Annotated in this window: 16 protein-coding genes; 8 read left to right on the forward strand and 8 right to left on the reverse strand. The window is 44.3% G+C overall.

The window, feature by feature from the left end:
* Window positions 1-92: 92 nt before the first annotated feature.
* Window positions 93-683, reverse strand: a complete 591-nt coding sequence (gene pth / locus ACIH2S_RS08675) for an aminoacyl-tRNA hydrolase (RefSeq protein ID WP_036954667.1) — start codon at window positions 681-683, stop codon at window positions 93-95.
* A 309-nt stretch (window positions 684-992) separates the two neighbouring features.
* On the opposite strand from pth, the gene ACIH2S_RS08680 reads away from it, so the two are divergent.
* Window positions 993-1,265: a DUF2583 family protein gene (locus ACIH2S_RS08680; RefSeq protein WP_036954662.1), complete on the forward strand. Its 273-nt coding sequence runs from the start codon at window positions 993-995 to the stop codon at window positions 1,263-1,265.
* Between the two features lie 322 nt (window positions 1,266-1,587).
* Here the strand turns inward: ACIH2S_RS08680 and prs are convergent, their stop codons facing one another.
* The 3 genes from prs to lolB all read right to left on the reverse strand — a co-directional run bounded on the left by prs (window position 1,588) and on the right by lolB (window position 4,119).
* Complete coding sequence (prs, locus tag ACIH2S_RS08685) at window positions 1,588-2,535, reverse strand: ribose-phosphate diphosphokinase (protein ID WP_006661866.1); 948 nt, start codon at window positions 2,533-2,535, stop codon at window positions 1,588-1,590.
* A 67-nt stretch (window positions 2,536-2,602) separates the two neighbouring features.
* Window positions 2,603-3,478, reverse strand: coding sequence for a 4-(cytidine 5'-diphospho)-2-C-methyl-D-erythritol kinase (gene ispE, locus ACIH2S_RS08690; protein ID WP_108478213.1), 876 nt, complete (start codon window positions 3,476-3,478; stop codon window positions 2,603-2,605).
* Entirely contained in the window at window positions 3,475-4,119 is a 645-nt protein-coding gene (lolB, locus tag ACIH2S_RS08695; RefSeq protein ID WP_187129832.1) for a lipoprotein insertase outer membrane protein LolB, read from the reverse strand. The genes ispE and lolB overlap by 4 nt, the downstream gene beginning before the upstream one ends.
* Before the next feature lie 357 nt (window positions 4,120-4,476).
* On the opposite strand from lolB, the gene hemA reads away from it, so the two are divergent.
* The 7 genes from hemA to ACIH2S_RS08730 all read left to right on the forward strand — a co-directional run bounded on the left by hemA (window position 4,477) and on the right by ACIH2S_RS08730 (window position 11,158).
* Window positions 4,477-5,739: a glutamyl-tRNA reductase gene (gene hemA / locus ACIH2S_RS08700; protein WP_036954652.1), complete on the forward strand. Its 1,263-nt coding sequence runs from the start codon at window positions 4,477-4,479 to the stop codon at window positions 5,737-5,739.
* A gap of 31 nt (window positions 5,740-5,770) precedes the next feature.
* A complete protein-coding gene (gene prfA / locus ACIH2S_RS08705) occupies window positions 5,771-6,853 on the forward strand; it encodes a peptide chain release factor 1 (RefSeq protein ID WP_036954647.1) in 1,083 nt (360 codons plus the stop codon).
* The gene (gene prmC / locus ACIH2S_RS08710; RefSeq protein WP_272534132.1) at window positions 6,853-7,686 is read left to right on the forward strand and encodes a peptide chain release factor N(5)-glutamine methyltransferase; all 834 of its coding nucleotides are present in this window, start codon (window positions 6,853-6,855) and stop codon (window positions 7,684-7,686) included. Before prfA ends, prmC begins: the two co-directional genes overlap by 1 nt.
* A gap of 24 nt (window positions 7,687-7,710) precedes the next feature.
* Window positions 7,711-8,520, forward strand: a complete 810-nt coding sequence (locus tag ACIH2S_RS08715) for a tetratricopeptide repeat protein (RefSeq protein ID WP_036954641.1) — start codon at window positions 7,711-7,713, stop codon at window positions 8,518-8,520.
* 43 nt (window positions 8,521-8,563) lie between these two features.
* Complete coding sequence (gene kdsA / locus ACIH2S_RS08720) at window positions 8,564-9,418, forward strand: 3-deoxy-8-phosphooctulonate synthase (RefSeq protein WP_036954638.1); 855 nt, start codon at window positions 8,564-8,566, stop codon at window positions 9,416-9,418.
* A gap of 12 nt (window positions 9,419-9,430) precedes the next feature.
* Complete coding sequence (locus tag ACIH2S_RS08725) at window positions 9,431-10,333, forward strand: TIGR01212 family radical SAM protein (protein WP_108478210.1); 903 nt, start codon at window positions 9,431-9,433, stop codon at window positions 10,331-10,333.
* 72 nt (window positions 10,334-10,405) lie between these two features.
* Window positions 10,406-11,158, forward strand: coding sequence for a tetratricopeptide repeat protein (locus ACIH2S_RS08730; RefSeq protein WP_108478209.1), 753 nt, complete (start codon window positions 10,406-10,408; stop codon window positions 11,156-11,158).
* 95 nt (window positions 11,159-11,253) lie between these two features.
* Here the strand turns inward: ACIH2S_RS08730 and dauA are convergent, their stop codons facing one another.
* The 4 genes from dauA to ACIH2S_RS08750 all read right to left on the reverse strand — a co-directional run bounded on the left by dauA (window position 11,254) and on the right by ACIH2S_RS08750 (window position 16,934).
* A complete protein-coding gene (dauA, locus tag ACIH2S_RS08735) occupies window positions 11,254-12,969 on the reverse strand; it encodes a C4-dicarboxylic acid transporter DauA (RefSeq protein ID WP_108478208.1) in 1,716 nt (571 codons plus the stop codon).
* Window positions 12,970-13,249: 280 nt separating this feature from the next.
* The gene (locus ACIH2S_RS08740; RefSeq protein ID WP_036954619.1) at window positions 13,250-13,663 is read right to left on the reverse strand and encodes a hypothetical protein; all 414 of its coding nucleotides are present in this window, start codon (window positions 13,661-13,663) and stop codon (window positions 13,250-13,252) included.
* Complete coding sequence (locus ACIH2S_RS08745; protein ID WP_349487792.1) at window positions 13,660-15,000, reverse strand: phosphatase PAP2/dual specificity phosphatase family protein; 1,341 nt, start codon at window positions 14,998-15,000, stop codon at window positions 13,660-13,662. The genes ACIH2S_RS08740 and ACIH2S_RS08745 overlap by 4 nt, the downstream gene beginning before the upstream one ends.
* Before the next feature lie 167 nt (window positions 15,001-15,167).
* Window positions 15,168-16,934, reverse strand: coding sequence for a bifunctional alpha/beta hydrolase/class I SAM-dependent methyltransferase (locus tag ACIH2S_RS08750; protein ID WP_430248496.1), 1,767 nt, complete (start codon window positions 16,932-16,934; stop codon window positions 15,168-15,170).
* Between the last annotated feature and the right edge of the window lie 4 nt (window positions 16,935-16,938).

The following is a 16,938-nucleotide window of genomic DNA, read 5'->3' on the forward strand; positions in this document are numbered from 1 at the left end:
CCTTAATAGCGGGGGCAGGCGAGTGCTGCCCCTAATGTTTAGAAAATTGGCGCTGATTATACACAAAAACTCGTGTTTGATGAAATCAACTCTTAGGCTGTGGCTTTAAAACCATGTAAGCGATTGATAGCTTTATCCATTCCATCTGATAACAGGATGTCCGTGCAGCGCACAGATTCATCAATCGCATCATCAATAAGCTTCTGTTCTGACAGCGGAGGCTTGCCTAAAACGAACCCAACAACTTTGTTTTTATCGCCTGGATGCCCAATACCAATGCGTAAGCGGTAAAAGTTAGGGTTATTGGCAAATTTACTTTGAATATCTTTTAAGCCGTTATGTCCGCCGTTACTGCCACCGAGTTTCATTTTGGCAACACCCGGTGGTAAATCGAGCTCATCATGAGCCACTAAAATTTCATCCGGATTAATGCGATAAAAATTAGCGACCGCGGCGACGGATTTACCGCTCAAGTTCATAAAGGTGGTTGGAACCAGCAAGCGAATATCATTGCCATTAAGATTGATGCGAGCTGTATAACCAAAAAATTTAGGCTCTTCCTTTAACGATTGGTTATGGCGTTGTGCCAGTAAATCAACATACCACGCACCAGCGTTATGGCGGGTTTGCGCATATTCAGCGCCCGGATTGGCTAATCCAACAATTAATTTTATTTTACTCACGGGGACTTTTTCACTGTCAATGTATAGAAATTGGTGACTAGTTTACCTCGTGTCGGGGGGGATGTACAAAATTGTCATTGATAAGGTTGTGCTAGTGATAATTAGTTTGTGAATTATTCGTCAATACCATCATCAGTTGTTAAATTGATTAAAAGCACTTTTTGAGTAGATATCCTTAAACTCTTCTATACATGTGAAGCTTATCGCAAATAATTTTACTTAAAGAGCTATACTCTTTACATAAATATAAAGTTTTATCGAACTTTTCTTTAATGCTTGCGTATCAGTTTACTGATATTGGAGGTAGATATGAAACGGAAAATGGTTACTCTCATTGGTAATGGCTTGATGGGGTTGGGTATGGTGGTGATGGGGGGAAGCATCGGTTTAAACCTGTTTTCTCATATTGTTGATTTAGGGTTGTCCGATGACATCATCAATGGTTCACTGTTCGGGATCTTTATCGGTGCATTGGTTTGGTTAGTGGGCGCAAGAATGGGCGGTAAAGAGAAAGTGGAAGACCGTTACTGTTTGCTGAAACGCCAATTTCATTCCCGTAACGATAACCACCGTTACCCATAGTGAGTTGGGCTGAAGCTCATCAATGGATATCCTCAGTGAACAAAAATGTGTCATTGAAAAATAGGTAAAATCTAAATAAGAGTGAAATTCGATATCAATGATTTCACTCTTATTTTTTGTCTAAAGCCACGATAAATGAAACCGTTCAAAAAAATAAAGCCCCTACGGTTGATGAACAACAGTAGGGGCGCTACTTATAAATTTTTGTATCGTGACCACAATGAATGTGGTGCGATAAAGCACATTTCTCGCCTCAATAATTTAATGAAAAACTACTGAAACCAGCATGTTAAAACGGGGTCATTAAGACCCCGCTTTAGAATTAGTGCTCGAACATCGCAGAAATTGACTCTTCATTGCTGATACGGCGAATAGCTTCGGCCAGCATGCCTGAAAGGGTCAGGGTGCGAACTTTGTTCAGCGCCTTGATTTCAGGAGAAAGAGGAATTGTGTCACAAACAATGACTTCATCAATTACAGAGTTTTTGATGTTGTCTACAGCATTACCTGAGAAGATTGGGTGAGTTGCATAAGCGAATACACGCTTAGCACCACGTTCTTTCAGCGCTTCAGCTGCTTTACACAGTGTGCCACCAGTATCAATCATATCGTCAACTAAGATACAGTCACGACCAGAAACGTCACCGATGATATGCATCACTTGAGAAACGTTTGCGCGTGGGCGACGTTTGTCAATGATTGCCATATCAGTATCGTTCAGTAATTTCGCGATTGCTCTAGCACGAACGACGCCGCCGATGTCTGGAGAAACAACGATTGGGTTTTCTAAATCTTTCTGCAGCATATCTTCCAGAAGGATTGGGCTACCAAATACGTTATCTACAGGAACATCAAAGAAGCCCTGGATCTGCTCTGCGTGTAAGTCAACAGTAAGAACACGGTCAACACCCACACTTGACAGAAAATCGGCAACAACTTTAGCGGTGATTGGTACACGGGCAGAACGTACGCGACGATCCTGTCTTGCATAACCGAAGTAAGGGATAACAGCGGTAATACGACCAGCAGATGCACGGCGCAGGGCATCGACCATAACAACGAGTTCCATCAGGTTGTCATTGGTTGGTGCGCAAGTTGACTGGATGATAAAAATATCACCACCGCGAACATTTTCATTAATTTGAACACTGACTTCGCCGTCGCTAAAACGACCAACAGCCGCGTCTCCAAGATTAGTGTAAAGGCGGTTAGCAACACGTTGTGCTAGTTCCGGTGTAGCGTTACCAGCAAAAAGCTTCATATCGGGCACGAGAAAAACCTCAGGCTTGCGTCCAGAGAGATATTGTTGACCAACAGCAATGATGGATAAGTCATCACTATCGGTGCAATACACGGGTTATCCCAGCGCGGAATTTGTGCACAGGAGAAACATTCGCTCCTTGAGCGACGAATCCTTGCACCCACGATGGGGATTTATTTAACACCTTCAGGGCATCCGCTTGGGTTTCAAATTCAGAAAACACACAAGCGCCTGTTCCTGTTAGGCGAGACGGAGCATATTCTAACAGCCAAGAAACGAGCTGTTCAACCTCACGAAAACGTTTTCTTGCGATCGGTTCACAGTCATTTGCATACGGAGCCAGTAATAATGCGGCTAAAGAGCGTTTTGGAGAATTTCTATTTAATTCTGGATCTGTGAAGATCATCGGGGTTGAGATTTCAATTCCGGGGTGTGCGACTAAATACCAACGCTCTTTTGGTTCTGCGGGTGTTAAAATTTCGCCAATGCCTTCAGCAAAGGCGGCATGACCGCGAACAAAAACGGGAACATCAGCACCAAGGTGTTTACCTAATTCGGCTAAAACCTCATCAGAAACGTGAGTTCCCCAATGCTCATTAAGCGCAATCAGCGTTGTCGCGGCATTTGACGATCCGCCACCAATACCACCGCCCATCGGCAGCACTTTGTTGATGTGAATATCTGCACCTAACGCCCCTTGATGATTGAGGGTTTCGCGACAATAGGTTCGCAAGCTTTTTGCTGCACGAATAATTAAGTTTTTTTCGGTATCCACACCCGGCATCGGGGTGAGCAAATTAATCTGATCATCCGAACGAGTGCTAAAGGTGATTTCATCACCATAATCTAAAAATTGAAACAGAGTCTGTAGCTCATGATAACCATCAGCTCGCTGCCCAGTAATGTATAAAAAAAGATTCAATTTTGCCGGTGATGGCCACGTTAACGTCATTTTTTCAGTGTCCAACTATCCATTTTTAATTTGATGATTTTATCCCCTTGCTTCAACTCCATGTGGTTCGGCAGCATCGGCGAGGTTTTGGTATCGTAAGAGAGATAATCCAATTTCCATGTTTCGCCATTGATTTTAAACGTCACGGATTTGAGCAGGTGGTTGCTATCGAGAGTATATTCAGTGGCACGCCCTGGAGAACCGACCAACCAAGCGGTGAGATCATCAATGGGGATATCCATACCAGTTAACTGATAAATTAATTCACTTGGCACATCACTCATGTGAGTTTGCCCATCTTTCGTGGTTAATTTGGTTAAATCAGGTTCCACACTAAGTTCCAGTTCACGCGTACCTAATGGGTTAGTCAGCAATAAACGGTATTTTTCGGGGGTATATTGCTGCCAGAAAAACTTCGCGTAAGTTTTGGTTTCTGTTCCGGTACCTTGACCGCCAATGTACACAAAGGAGCCGCGAGTTTGGTAATCACGCAGTTCAACCACTTGTGATTGGTGGGCTTTCCACTGCGCATCCGTTGAAGATGAAGTGCCTTTCGTAGTGTCTTGAGATGTGGTCACACAGGCAGTCAGCAGCAGGCAGGAAAGGGGCATTAATCGCCAAAAGTTTCTGGCTGGGCGCATAAACGACAGAGCTGAAGAAAGTTGCATATCGGTTCTCAAAAGGTAATTTTCAGGAATATTGCGCTAATCTGCAGTGGTTATCAATGAAAACATACTAAAAAATAGGGAATTTGCTTTCTGTGCCAAATAGCGGCATCCTTGATGCATCTTATTGATATTGATATCAGACAGTCCGATAATCAACGTAAATTTTGGTGTGCATCATCTTTCTGATTGTTGATGATAGGCTACCCGTAGAAACAGACGCGTTAATCATCTACAATATACGAATATAAATCGCAGTAATGAGCTAGGTCACTAGTATCATGCTGACAAATAAATTAGCAATGTGAGCAATGTGAGTAAGTCGTAAGCACAATGACCCTATTAGCCTTAGGCATTAATCATAAAACAGCACCAGTGGCTTTGCGTGAGCAAGTCGCTTTTGGTCCTGAAAAAATCGACCACGCACTTGAGGAGTTACTGAAACAGCCTCAAGTGAGTGGCGGCGTTGTGCTGTCTACCTGTAACCGAACTGAACTGTATCTTAGCCTTGAATCCCAAGAAAAAGCGCAGGAGCAGTTAACTAAATGGTTATGTGATTTTCACGGGATCACCGCCAAAGATCTACAACCTAGCCTTTATTGGCACCAAGATGCGCGCGCAGTTAGCCATCTTATGCGTGTGGCAAGTGGGCTAGATTCGTTGGTTCTTGGTGAGCCTCAAATTCTCGGTCAAGTGAAAAAGGCGTTTGCGCTTTCGCAAGATAATCATTCTCTATCTAGCGAATTAGAGCGCTTATTCCAAAAATCGTTTTCCGTGGCTAAACGTGTACGAACTGAAACTGATATCGGTGCGAATGCGGTCTCTGTCGCTTTTGCGGCTTGTACACTGGCGAGACAGATTTTCGAATCACTCAAACATTTGAATATTTTGTTAGTCGGTGCAGGGGAAACCATCGAATTAGTGGCGCGTCATTTGCGTGAGCATGGCGTGCAAAAAATGATGATAGCTAACCGAACGCTAGAACGAGCCGAGCTTCTAGCCAAAGAAGTGAACGCGCAAGTTATCTCATTAGCCGATATCGATAATCGTTTAGCTGAAGCGGATATTGTGATTAGTTCAACGGCTAGCCCGCTGCCAATTATTGGTAAAGGGATGGTCGAGCGTGCGATGAAAGCACGCCGTAGTAAACCTATGTTATTGATTGATATCGCAGTTCCTCGTGATATCGAGCAGGATGTAGAAAAACTTAGAGATGTTTATCTCTACACTGTTGATGATCTGGAATCCATCATTGCCCAAAACTTGGCGCAACGTAAAGCCGCCGCGGTTGAAGCGGAATTTATTGTTGAGCAAGAAAGCGGTCATTTTATGGATTGGTTGCGCTCACAAGCCGGAGTCTCTACAATTCGCGAATACAGAGAGCAGGCGGAAGCAATTCGGGCAAGTATGACCGAAAAAGCACTTGCAGCCATTGCCCAAGGTGCCAACCCTGAGCAAGTGATTATGCAGCTATCACAACAGTTAACCAACCGCCTGATCCACGCTCCGACTAAATCTTTGCAGCAAGCTGCGGGAAATGGGGATGTTGAGCGTCTAAATCTACTTAGGGACAGCTTAGGGCTGGACCATCAATAACCACTTTTTAATCATAGGTCTGATATAACGAATGAAGCCTTCTATTGTCGCAAAACTAGAAGCATTACAAGAACGCTACGAAGAAATTGAAGCGCACCTTGCTGATGCGGGTGTGATTGCTGATCAAGACCGTTTTCGTGCTTTATCAAAAGAATATGCTCAGTTAACGGATGTCGCGAAGTGTTTTACTGCGTGGCGCACCGTTCAGGATGATATCGAAACAGCACAAATGCTGTTAGATGACCCTGAAATGAAAGAGATGGCTCAAGAAGAGTTAAAAGAAGCCAAAGAGCGCAATGAAGAGCTAGAGCAACAATTGCAATTGTTGTTACTTCCAAAAGATCCTGATGATGAATATAACTGCTTTGTGGAAATCCGCGCGGGCGCGGGTGGCGATGAAGCGGCAATTTTTGCGGGTGATTTATTCCGTATGTACAGCCGTTATGCGGAAAGTAACCGCTGGCGCGTTGAACTGATGAGCACCAGTGATGGTGAGCACGGTGGATACAAAGAAGTTATCGCAAAAATTTCGGGTGATAGCGTATATGGTCGCTTGAAGTTTGAATCCGGTGGTCACCGCGTACAACGTGTTCCTGAGACGGAATCACAAGGCCGTATTCATACCTCCGCATGTACTATTGCTATTTTACCTGAACTGCCAGAAGCGGAATTACCGGAAATTAGCCCAGCGGACTTACGTATTGATACATTCCGTTCATCGGGCGCGGGTGGTCAGCACGTTAACACCACCGATTCGGCAATTCGTATTACCCACTTACCAACGGGGATTGTGGTTGAATGTCAGGATGAACGTTCACAACACAAAAACAAAGCGAAAGCGATGTCTGTGTTGGGTGCACGTATTCGCCAAGCTGAAATGGATAAACGCCATGCAGCGGAAGCCTCTGAACGCCGTAACTTATTAGGTTCCGGTGACCGTTCTGACCGTATTCGTACTTATAATTTTCCACAAGGTCGAGTCACTGATCACCGTATCAACCTCACGCTGTACCGTTTGGATGAAGTGATGGAAGGAAAACTGGATGCATTAATTCAGCCTATCATCAACGAATATCAAGCTGATCAGCTTTCTGCTTTATCTGAGCAGGACTAATGCGTTATAGCGAATGGTTACAGCAGGCAGTCGTCAGACTGTCTGCCAGTGATAGCGCTAAACGAGATGCGCAGATCCTGTTGCAGCATACGACAGGGCGCAGTCGTACCTACATCCTCGCTTTCGATGAAACCGAACTAACTCCCCACGAACAGCAACAATTAGAAGCGCTATTAGCCCGTCGTGAACGAGGAGAGCCGATTGCCTACATTGTGGGTGAACGCGAGTTCTGGTCACTGCCGCTATATGTATCCCCCGCAACCTTGATCCCGCGTCCAGATACCGAATGCCTTGTTGAGCAAGCGTTAGCACGCCTTCCTCAAGACGCGTGTCGTATTTTGGATCTTGGCACAGGAACGGGGGCTATTGGGTTAGCCTTGGCGTCAGAGTTACCCAATAGTCGCGTAACGGGCGTGGATTTTAATCCCGATGCGGTGGCGTTAGCGCAACGAAATCAACAACGTCTATCCATTACAAATATTCAGTTCTCACAAAGTGATTGGTTTACTTCACTACCAAATGAACTATTTGATATGATTGTGAGTAATCCACCTTATATTGATGAGAGTGATATTCACTTGAGTCAAGGTGATGTGCGTTTTGAACCATCAACGGCGTTGATTGCTGATGAGGATGGTTTTTCAGATTTAGCACACATTATTGCCACATCAAAACAATACCTAAAACAACAAGGGTGGCTGCTGCTTGAGCATGGTTGGCAGCAAGGTTTAACAGTGCGAGAGCTGTTTAATGAAAATGGGTACACCAATGTCGAGACCTGTCTGGATTATGGTGGTAAAGAGCGAATTTCCCTTGGCCAATGGAATGGTTAAGCGGGCAATTGCAGTGGAATTGTAATGAAAACAATAGCAAATATTGAGTTTAATCAGCTACCGTTAAGTGAAGGCATTATGATGGTTTCTAACATCATTCGCGCCGATTTTCCCTTTATGCAGGTACAAACGCAATTAGATGATTTAGTCACTAAAGCGCGTGCAGCGATAGATTTGACGGCGGATAACCAGTCAAAGATAGAACAGCTGATTGCACTGTTTTATAGTGAGTGGAAATTTGGTGCGGCGCACGGTGTTTACGCGCTATCTGATATGCTGTGGCTGGATAAGGTTTTAGCCTCTAAGCAAGGTACTCCAGTCTCTCTTGGCTCAATTTTCTTATTTATTGCTGAACAGCTCGATTTAGAGATTGAAGCTGCAATTTTCCCGACTCAATTACTTTTTGTCTCGACAAAACGAGATGGTTCTCAGTGGTTTATTAACCCTGTTAGCGGTGAAACCTTATCCCAACACACACTAACTATGTGGCTAAAAGGAACTGTTGACCCATACTCGGAATTCATCTTTGATGAATTGGACGTGGCTGAACATAGCGTTATTGTTCGCAAAATTTTCGACACACTAAAAGCGGCGCTGATGGAAGAGAAAAAAATGGAGATGGCATTAAAAGTCTGTGAGACATTGCTGATCCTCGATCCTGAAGACCCTTATGAAATCCGCGACCGAGGGCTTATCCTCGCGCATTTAGATTGTAACCATGTGGCGCTGAGTGACCTTAACTATTTTGTTGAGCATTGCCCAGAAGACCCTGTGTCGGAAATGATTAAAATTCAAATTTATTCGCTGGATAACCTTCCAGTTGTACTGCATTGATTAACGTATAGACAGTTTTTGTCTTCCTATAAAGGGTAAGAGTATGCAACAGAAAGTAGTCAGTATCGGTGATATTAAGGTCGCAAACGATCTGCCATTTGTTCTGTTTGGTGGCATGAACGTACTTGAATCTCGCGATATGGCGATGAAAGTGTGTGAGCATTATGTCACTGTGACACAAAAATTAGGCATTCCGTATGTATTTAAAGCCTCTTTTGATAAAGCTAACCGATCATCTATTCACTCTTATCGTGGACCGGGCTTGGAAGAGGGGCTGAAAATCTTCCAAGAAATCAAACAGACTTTTGGTGTGAAAATCATTACCGATGTTCATACTCCAGAGCAAGCTCAGCCAGCTGCTGAAGTGGTGGATGTTATCCAACTGCCAGCATTCTTAGCGCGTCAAACTGACTTAGTTGCTGCAATGGCGAAAACTGATGCGGTTATTAACATCAAAAAACCTCAGTTCATCAGCCCGGGACAAATCGGCAACATCGTTGAGAAATTTATCGAAGGTGGTAACGATAAAATTATCCTGTGTGACCGCGGTGCAAACTTTGGCTATGACAACCTAGTGGTTGATATGCTTGGTTTTAATGTCATGATGCAAGCCTCTAACGGCTGCCCAGTTATTTTTGACGTAACACACTCACTGCAATGCCGTGACCCATTTGGCGCTGCATCAGGTGGTCGTCGTGGACAAGTTGCTGAACTGGCAAGAGCGGGAATGGCGGTAGGGTTAGCAGGTCTGTTCCTTGAAGCTCACCCAGATCCAGATAACGCACGTTGTGATGGTCCTTCTGCATTACCATTAAATAAATTAGAGCCATTCTTACAACAAGTTAAAGCCATTGACGAAGTTGTAAAAAGCTTCCCTGCGTTGGACACCAACAGCTAATTAGCGCTTCAAATGCAATTAAATGATGTTGTTTCCATGTTCGGCGCTGATCTCCAGCGCCGATATGGTGAAAAAATTCATAAAGTCACCTTACATGGTGGCTTTAGCTGCCCAAACCGTGATGGCACGTTGGGGCGAGGTGGCTGCACCTTTTGTAATGTGTCATCCTTCAGTGATGAAAAACAGTCTGAACAACCCATTACCCTTCAAATCCAGCAACAAATTTCCCGAATCTCTCGAGCCAATCGCTATTTGGCGTATTTCCAAGCCTATACCAGTACATACGACGAAGTACATCGTTTAAAACAGCTGTATGAAGAAGCGCTGCAACAGGCCGATATGGTTGGCTTATGCGTAGGCACTCGCCCTGATTGTGTGCCTGACGCGGTGTTATCTTTACTGGCGGATTATCGCCAGCAAGGTTATGAGATTTGGCTAGAACTTGGCTTACAAACTGCTCACGACAAAACATTGCACCGTATTAATCGCGGTCATGATTTTGCTGCCTATCAAGCGACCACCCAAAAAGCCCGTGCGCTGGGACTCAAGGTTTGTACTCATTTGATTTGCGGCCTGCCAAATGAAAATGCGGCAATGAATATGCAGACGTTAGAGGCGGTTTTGGCGTGTGGTACAGACGGTATAAAACTGCATCCACTGCATATTGTTGAGGGCAGCATTATGGCAAAAAGTTGGCGAGTGGGTCGCATAGACACCCTATCTTTAGAAGAATATACCGCAACTGCGGGGGAGATGATCCGCCATACGCCAACGGATATTCTGTACCATCGTATCAGTGCCAGTGCGAGAAAACCGACTCTATTAGCCCCACAATGGTGTGAAAATCGTTGGGTAGGCATGAACAGTTTGTACCAGTATTTGCTCGCTAATGGTGGGCAAGGCTCTGCGTTATAGCGTTTCAAGAACCGTTTTAAAAATATCATTTATTCATACGAATTCACTTTTATAAATAATAATAAGGCACCTATGTACCCAATTCTCTCTGTTATTAAAAATACCAGCCGCCAATTTTGCTTAGGCGCGGTGGGTTTAATGTTCTCACTACATGCAATGGCGCAATACGATATTACGCCTGAAGATAAGAAAATATTTGAACAGACCAAAACAGCGGCTCAAAACAATGACGCTAAAGCGCAATATGAATTAGCTGGAATGTATTTGTCGGGAATTGGTGTATTACAAAACCAAAACAATGCCAAGTTATGGGCAGAGAAGTCAGCACAAGCAGGCAATGCAGATGCGTATTCATTATTGGCGGATATTACGTTAATTAGTGGGGACAGAACGTTTACTGAGGAATTTGTCAAAGCCCGTGAATATGCGACTAAAGCCGTTGCTGGTGGGAGTATTCGAGGGAAGATAAGTTTAGCAGAAACGTTGATTACACCTGAGTCAGGTGATGTTGATTACCCGCGCGCCATTACGCTACTTGAGGAAGTCAGTGCGTTAAATGATAAAGATTATTTTAATGCGCCTTTATGGTTAGGCATCATTTATTATGATGGTAATGGGGTGCCACAAGATGAGAAAAAAGCCTTGGAATGGTTTGCGAAAGCCGATGCATTAACCTTCGCTGGCTTTGCAGAAGGTATGGCTTCATTTCAATTTAATGATGGTAACAATGGTGCAGTCAGAGATGACGAGCAGAAAGCGACAAAACTCCGTGCGATGGCTTGTGAATTAGGTAAAACCGAAGGTAATGAAATGTACTGTTACTGATTTTTAGCGTACATGATGGAATTAAAAATGCCGCCCTTGTTAAGTCAGTGCGGCATTTTTATTGTCAGCGTTAAGTTAATAACACGGTAGCACTGTTATGACTGAAGCTGCTTTTTATTTTCCTGGATCTGATGAACTTCTTCTAATGCACTTTTCAGTGAATTTTGGAAGCTAAGCACGCCATCAATCGGACGAACATTGGCACGCGCTAATGTTTTCAGTGGTTGGAATGGAATATCGCACACAATAATGTGGGTGTCTTTACGAACGATATCAATAAATTTATGGAAAGCTTCTAGCCCCCCTGCATCAAATACAGGTACGGCATCCCACTGCATCACAATTGTTTCATAACCGTGACTTTTTATCCGTAGTTCATCAAAAATACGCTCTGCGGCAGCAAAGAATAGAGGACCATTCACTCGCACAACCAGCAGGCTTTTATCTTCTTGAGTCTCTGGTAGTTGGGTTACTCGTGTCATATTGGCAATTCGGCGCATAAACAGCAGTGATGCGATAACAATTCCGACAGTGATAGCAATAACCATGTCAAATAGGACAGTCAATGACATACACAGCAGTAAAACAATAATGTCATCTTTTGGCGCGCGGCGGATCAACGTAAACACTTTGCCAGCGGCACTCATATTCCACGCCACAATTAGTAGCAGTGAGGACATAGCAGCGAGCGGTAAATAGGAGAGCAATGGTGCAAGAATAAGCAAGGTCAGCAATACTAAAATAGAGTGCACAATAGCCGATATAGGGGATGTTGCACCAGCGCGGACGTTTGCAGCCGAACGGGCAATCGCCGCGGTTGCGGTGATCCCTCCAAAGAATGGGGCGGCAATATTCCCTAATCCCTGACCAATAAGCTCACTATTGGAATGGTGTTTTTTCCCCGTCATGTTGTCGAGCACGACGGCACACAATAGGGATTCAATTGCACCAAGAACAGCCATTGACAAAGCGGCAGGCATCAATGCGGTGATCATCGACCAACTGATGGGCGCACTACCCGGTAACTCCCAAGGCAACATAAACTGCGGCAGAATAGGCGGAATACCGTTACCTTGAGTTCCATCCGGTAATAAATAGCTAAATTTAGAACCGATAGTTTCTACCTGAATATCAAACAGGGTTAGCACCCACATGATCAGGGTGCCGACAATAATTGCAGGCAAGTGTCCCGGTAGGCGAACTTTGAGTTTAGGCCAGAAAACCAGCACTAATAAAGTCGCAAGCCCAATCAAGGTGTCACTGTATTGTAGGGTTGGAAATGCTTTAGACAGCGCAATCACTTTATCGACATAGTTTTCAGGAACATGCTCCATGTGCAGACCAAAAAAATCTTTGATTTGCATGGTCGCAATCGTAATCGCAATCCCCGACGTGAAGCCAAGCGTGACGGATACAGGAATATATTCGATAAATTTACCGAAGCGAGCAAAACCCATCGCCAGCAAGATAATCCCTGACATCAATGTCGCGACTAATAAGCCACTAAGCCCGTATTGTTGGGATACGGGGTATAAGATAACCACAAAGGCCGCAGTTGGACCAGAAACGCTGTAACGGGAACCACCCGAAATTGCAATGACAATCCCCGCAATGGCAGCGGTGTAAAGACCATATTGAGGTGGAACACCACTGGCTATAGCGAGTGCCATAGCCAGTGGAATTGCAATAATCCCAACGGTAATACCCGCAATTAAATCCTTCATAAATCGGGCTGCGGTGTATTTCTCTTTCCAACAGGAATCAATCAATGCGCTAAAAGGACGCAATCTATTAATATTTTTTGTACTCATTAAAACCCTACCAAAATAACAGGGTGAAAAATAAACGAAATGAAGGTATGAGGATACGCCTAACTGAATCAAAAAAATGTGTTATTTATCAATGAAACTACAATTATCATAACGTTTTCAGTATCAAAAGTAAAAAAGCGTTATTTACTCCGTTAAATATCATTAAACGTATTTAAAATAATTATTAACTATCGATTTGCTATTTTAAACAGCAATTTAAAAGGTGTGATAATTAATTAATAGTCAATTTACCGTTTACTTAAATACCACCCAAAACAAACTAAAAAATAAGCGAAAATAATAACCATCCCCACAAGAGAACCACGCAATAACTGGTACGCTGAAATAATTTGCGAGTGCCTTCCCAGCGACTTTCCATGCTTCGGTTTTCCCTATTTGGGTTTCTAGAGGATTGAGGAAATAAGAGTCCGAGAGCATTATCAAAGGCTTGGGTATCACCCTGGCGATAAATTAGCCTGAAGAAATGATGGTCAAGCCATAGGCGGAAAATGAAGTATTGGCTGGCAAAAAATAGCCCGACACTCACCGCGAGGCTAAAATGTGAGATTGAATCATGAAGCAGTAAAGCGAATTGACCCAATAACGCGAGGATGGCACCTACGGCAAAATAGCGCCAACTTGCGGTGAATACCACAATCACATCTCCACGGTTTTTATCCATCAATGAACTCATTGCTGTGTTCTCCGTATATGAAATTGCTGATACCAGTGATGTAACTGTTCAACAGTCGCTGAATTTAAAATCACCTGAGGGCGAACTTGTTCCACATGAGCGATTGCCTCATCGATATTTTCCGCCATATTTTGATGTACCATCCAAGCCACTACAACCGTCGCACTACGGGAATAGCCTAACTTACAGTGAACATACACCGAACCACTTTGGGCGAGTCTATCCATGGTCATAACGGCTTTCTCAATATCCTCGGGGCTTAGAGGTAACAAATCAATCTGTGGCTGACTACAATAATTTTTACCTTGGCTGTAGTTATTGCGAGGCCACTCGCAAGTCATATCGAGAACGGCTTGAGTTTGCAGTGGATATAACGGGCGTCCTCCCAAAACTATTTTTTCGTTCACAATACTAGGTTGCTGGCAGCGCTTGGCATAGTAATGATAGGTACCCCAAGCGATCAGGCGATAAGGAAGTAAAACTAATGTGGCAGAAGGAGAAACCTGCCCAGAGGCTGTTTTCTGGAATATCGAAGCACCAGCACCTAAATAGCCTAGTGTGACGAAAGTTAAGGCGATTGCAGGCCATAGGAGCCACCATGTTGCACCTTGCACGAGAAAGGCGAGAGCATAGCAGGCGATAGCGCCGACTCCATAGTTTGTTGCTATTTTCAGGCTACGAGGGCTACCGGTATAGCGCCATTGCCAGCGAGTGTTAATGGGTAACAAGTAGCTGATGATGACACCAATGGCGAAGCCAGTGATCACATCGATAAAGTGATGCTGCCATGTGGTGAGAACGGAGATCAAAATAAGGATTGACCAACTGTGCAGTAACCAGCGCCATTGAGTTGGAGTATGTGCTCGGAAGCGTAACCATAGTAACCACAGTAAAATAATATGCAGTGAAGGGGCTTGGTTATAAGGTAAGTCAAACAGCTCTAAGCTATCGAACATCCAGCCGAATGCCCCATTGGTTTCAGGGCGAGGAAAGCTGAACTTAAGTGGAAAAAGTAAAAAGCCGGTACAGGCGATGAGGGAGGCTGCAACTAAACGCAAACCATGGATGCATTGCTCACGGCGGGTAACACAGACAAACAAGGAAAGCCCATAGAACAGGTCGATGCTCCAATAGGGGATAATGGTCCATGGCAAAAATGGAATGTGTGTTTCCCATCCGTATACATAAGAAGGCACATTAGGCAGTGTCGCGGTGTAATTATTGACTTGCCCATAGGTTAAAAAGAAAAAAGGGGCTAAAAATAGCAACCAAACTAACCCATAGAGCCAAATCTGGCGTCGTGATGTCGGGCGCGTATCTTGGGCTAAATGGAGCATGGGTTCGGTTCCTATCCTTATTAATCGCCTCTCGATGCACTGAAGGTACATCAATCAGTCATCTGCAAGCCAAGTGAGCTATTTGCAGGCTAAATGAGAGCTGAGCAGATAAAAATACAGGTTATTGATAATGATACCAATAACCTGTTGGTTAAAAAGATAAATTATTAACGACGCCTTGCAAGGGAAACACTAAAAATGCCCCAGTTATCGATGGACTGCGTGATTTTTTCGAAGCCAGCTTCTTCGACTAAAGCATCCATTTCGCCTTGGCTGCGGCAGCGCATTACCCACGCTTGTCCACCTTGGTGACTTGGCAGTACTCGGGCGATCATTTCAACTTGTGGGTGCCACGGCTGGCAGGTATAGACGAGTAGACCACCAGATGGAATGGCACGAGAAAGCCCATCAAGGGAAGCGCGGATCAGCTCATTGCTTGGGAAAAGCTCATATAGACCGCTGACAATTCCCAACGTCGGCGCAGGAGAAACTGCCGCGAGATCGTCTGCATCAAATGCGTTACCTTCTTCAAAGCGAACTTTATCATCCAAGTAACGCTCTTTGATATGTAAACGCCCTTGCTCAACGTTAATTGGGCTGTAGTCGCGCAGTAGAACGGAATCGACTTTTCCGTAGTCATTAATGGCATCAAAAATGTAGCGACCTTGACCCGCGGCAATATCCATAATGCGAACAGGCTTCCCGTTATTAGTCAGTTCACGAATAGCTTGGCGAATAATGTTTTCAATATTGACTTTACGCTGGCGGATCCCTTGCCAGCCAATACTGTTGAGGTACTGCCTATCGATAATACGGCCAAATAGACCGGAACCTTGCGCCTCGTTGCGATAGACATAATCGAGGGTAGAGCCGGAATCAAAACCCTTATCGTAGCCGATACGTACACCTTCAGATGCTTTGCCTAATGTGCTCATCGATTTGCTCATGATTTTATAAGCAAGGTTTTTCGGGCAGTATTTAGGCAGTGGCACACTCAATGAGCGGAATGCGTCAGCACTGGTGCTCCAGGTATCTTCGAACTGATAATCATGTTGATACAGTGGCAGAGTGAATAATTTATCAACAAACTGGCGGATCATTTCGATAGGAATATGGCGTTCTTTTTCACCTAATGTGTCGTGATAAAAACCAGGAAGAATATGCTTCTCTTTAATTGAGGTATTTAGGCGCTCATAAAATTGATGCTGTGGTTTATGGTGTACCACATAGTCACTACCAGAAATAAACAACTGAGTTGGCAAAGTGATGGCCGCGGCATCCGCTACCACCCGGTCTGCGGTGGTATACAGTTCCAAAAGAATATTCACGGCAATTGGGCGCGTGATCAGTGGGTCATTGTTAAACGAGTGGATACGCTGCTCATCGTGGGTTAAAAACTTGGCTTTTACATAAGAATTCACGTAGAACAAACCGCGAATTTTTTGCATTAACCCTAAGCCTGTACGGGCAAATGGGACGTACAGTTTGACCTTAAATGCAGGTGAGGCTAACACCATACCTCGGATTTTAGGCGCATAGTCATGCACCCACGTAGAGACCAAAACGGCGCCGACACTTTGACCAATAACAATAATGTTTTCGAATGGGATCTGATATTGCTCTGATACGTAATGGACAAATTCATCCACATCGCGGATGGAAGTACCTAGCGATGGGCTGTAGCCACGCGGACCCTCATTACGACCGTGTCCACGAGCATCCCATGCAAACATAGCAAAATCAGGGAGGTTCAACTCATCCACTAAATGCGCAACACGACCAGAGTGCTCATGACCACGGTGAAACAGAATAATGGCTTTATCGGTGATTTGTTCAGTTGGCCAATAACGATAAAACAAATTGGTATGATCACTGGTGGTAAATTGAGATTCGACAACAGGACGCTGAGTCGAATAGTCAGTTTGAGCGTTCATAATT

The sequence above is a fragment of the Providencia lanzhouensis genome, assembly GCF_050469745.1.
Classification (GTDB): Bacteria; Pseudomonadota; Gammaproteobacteria; order Enterobacterales; family Enterobacteriaceae; genus Providencia; species Providencia lanzhouensis.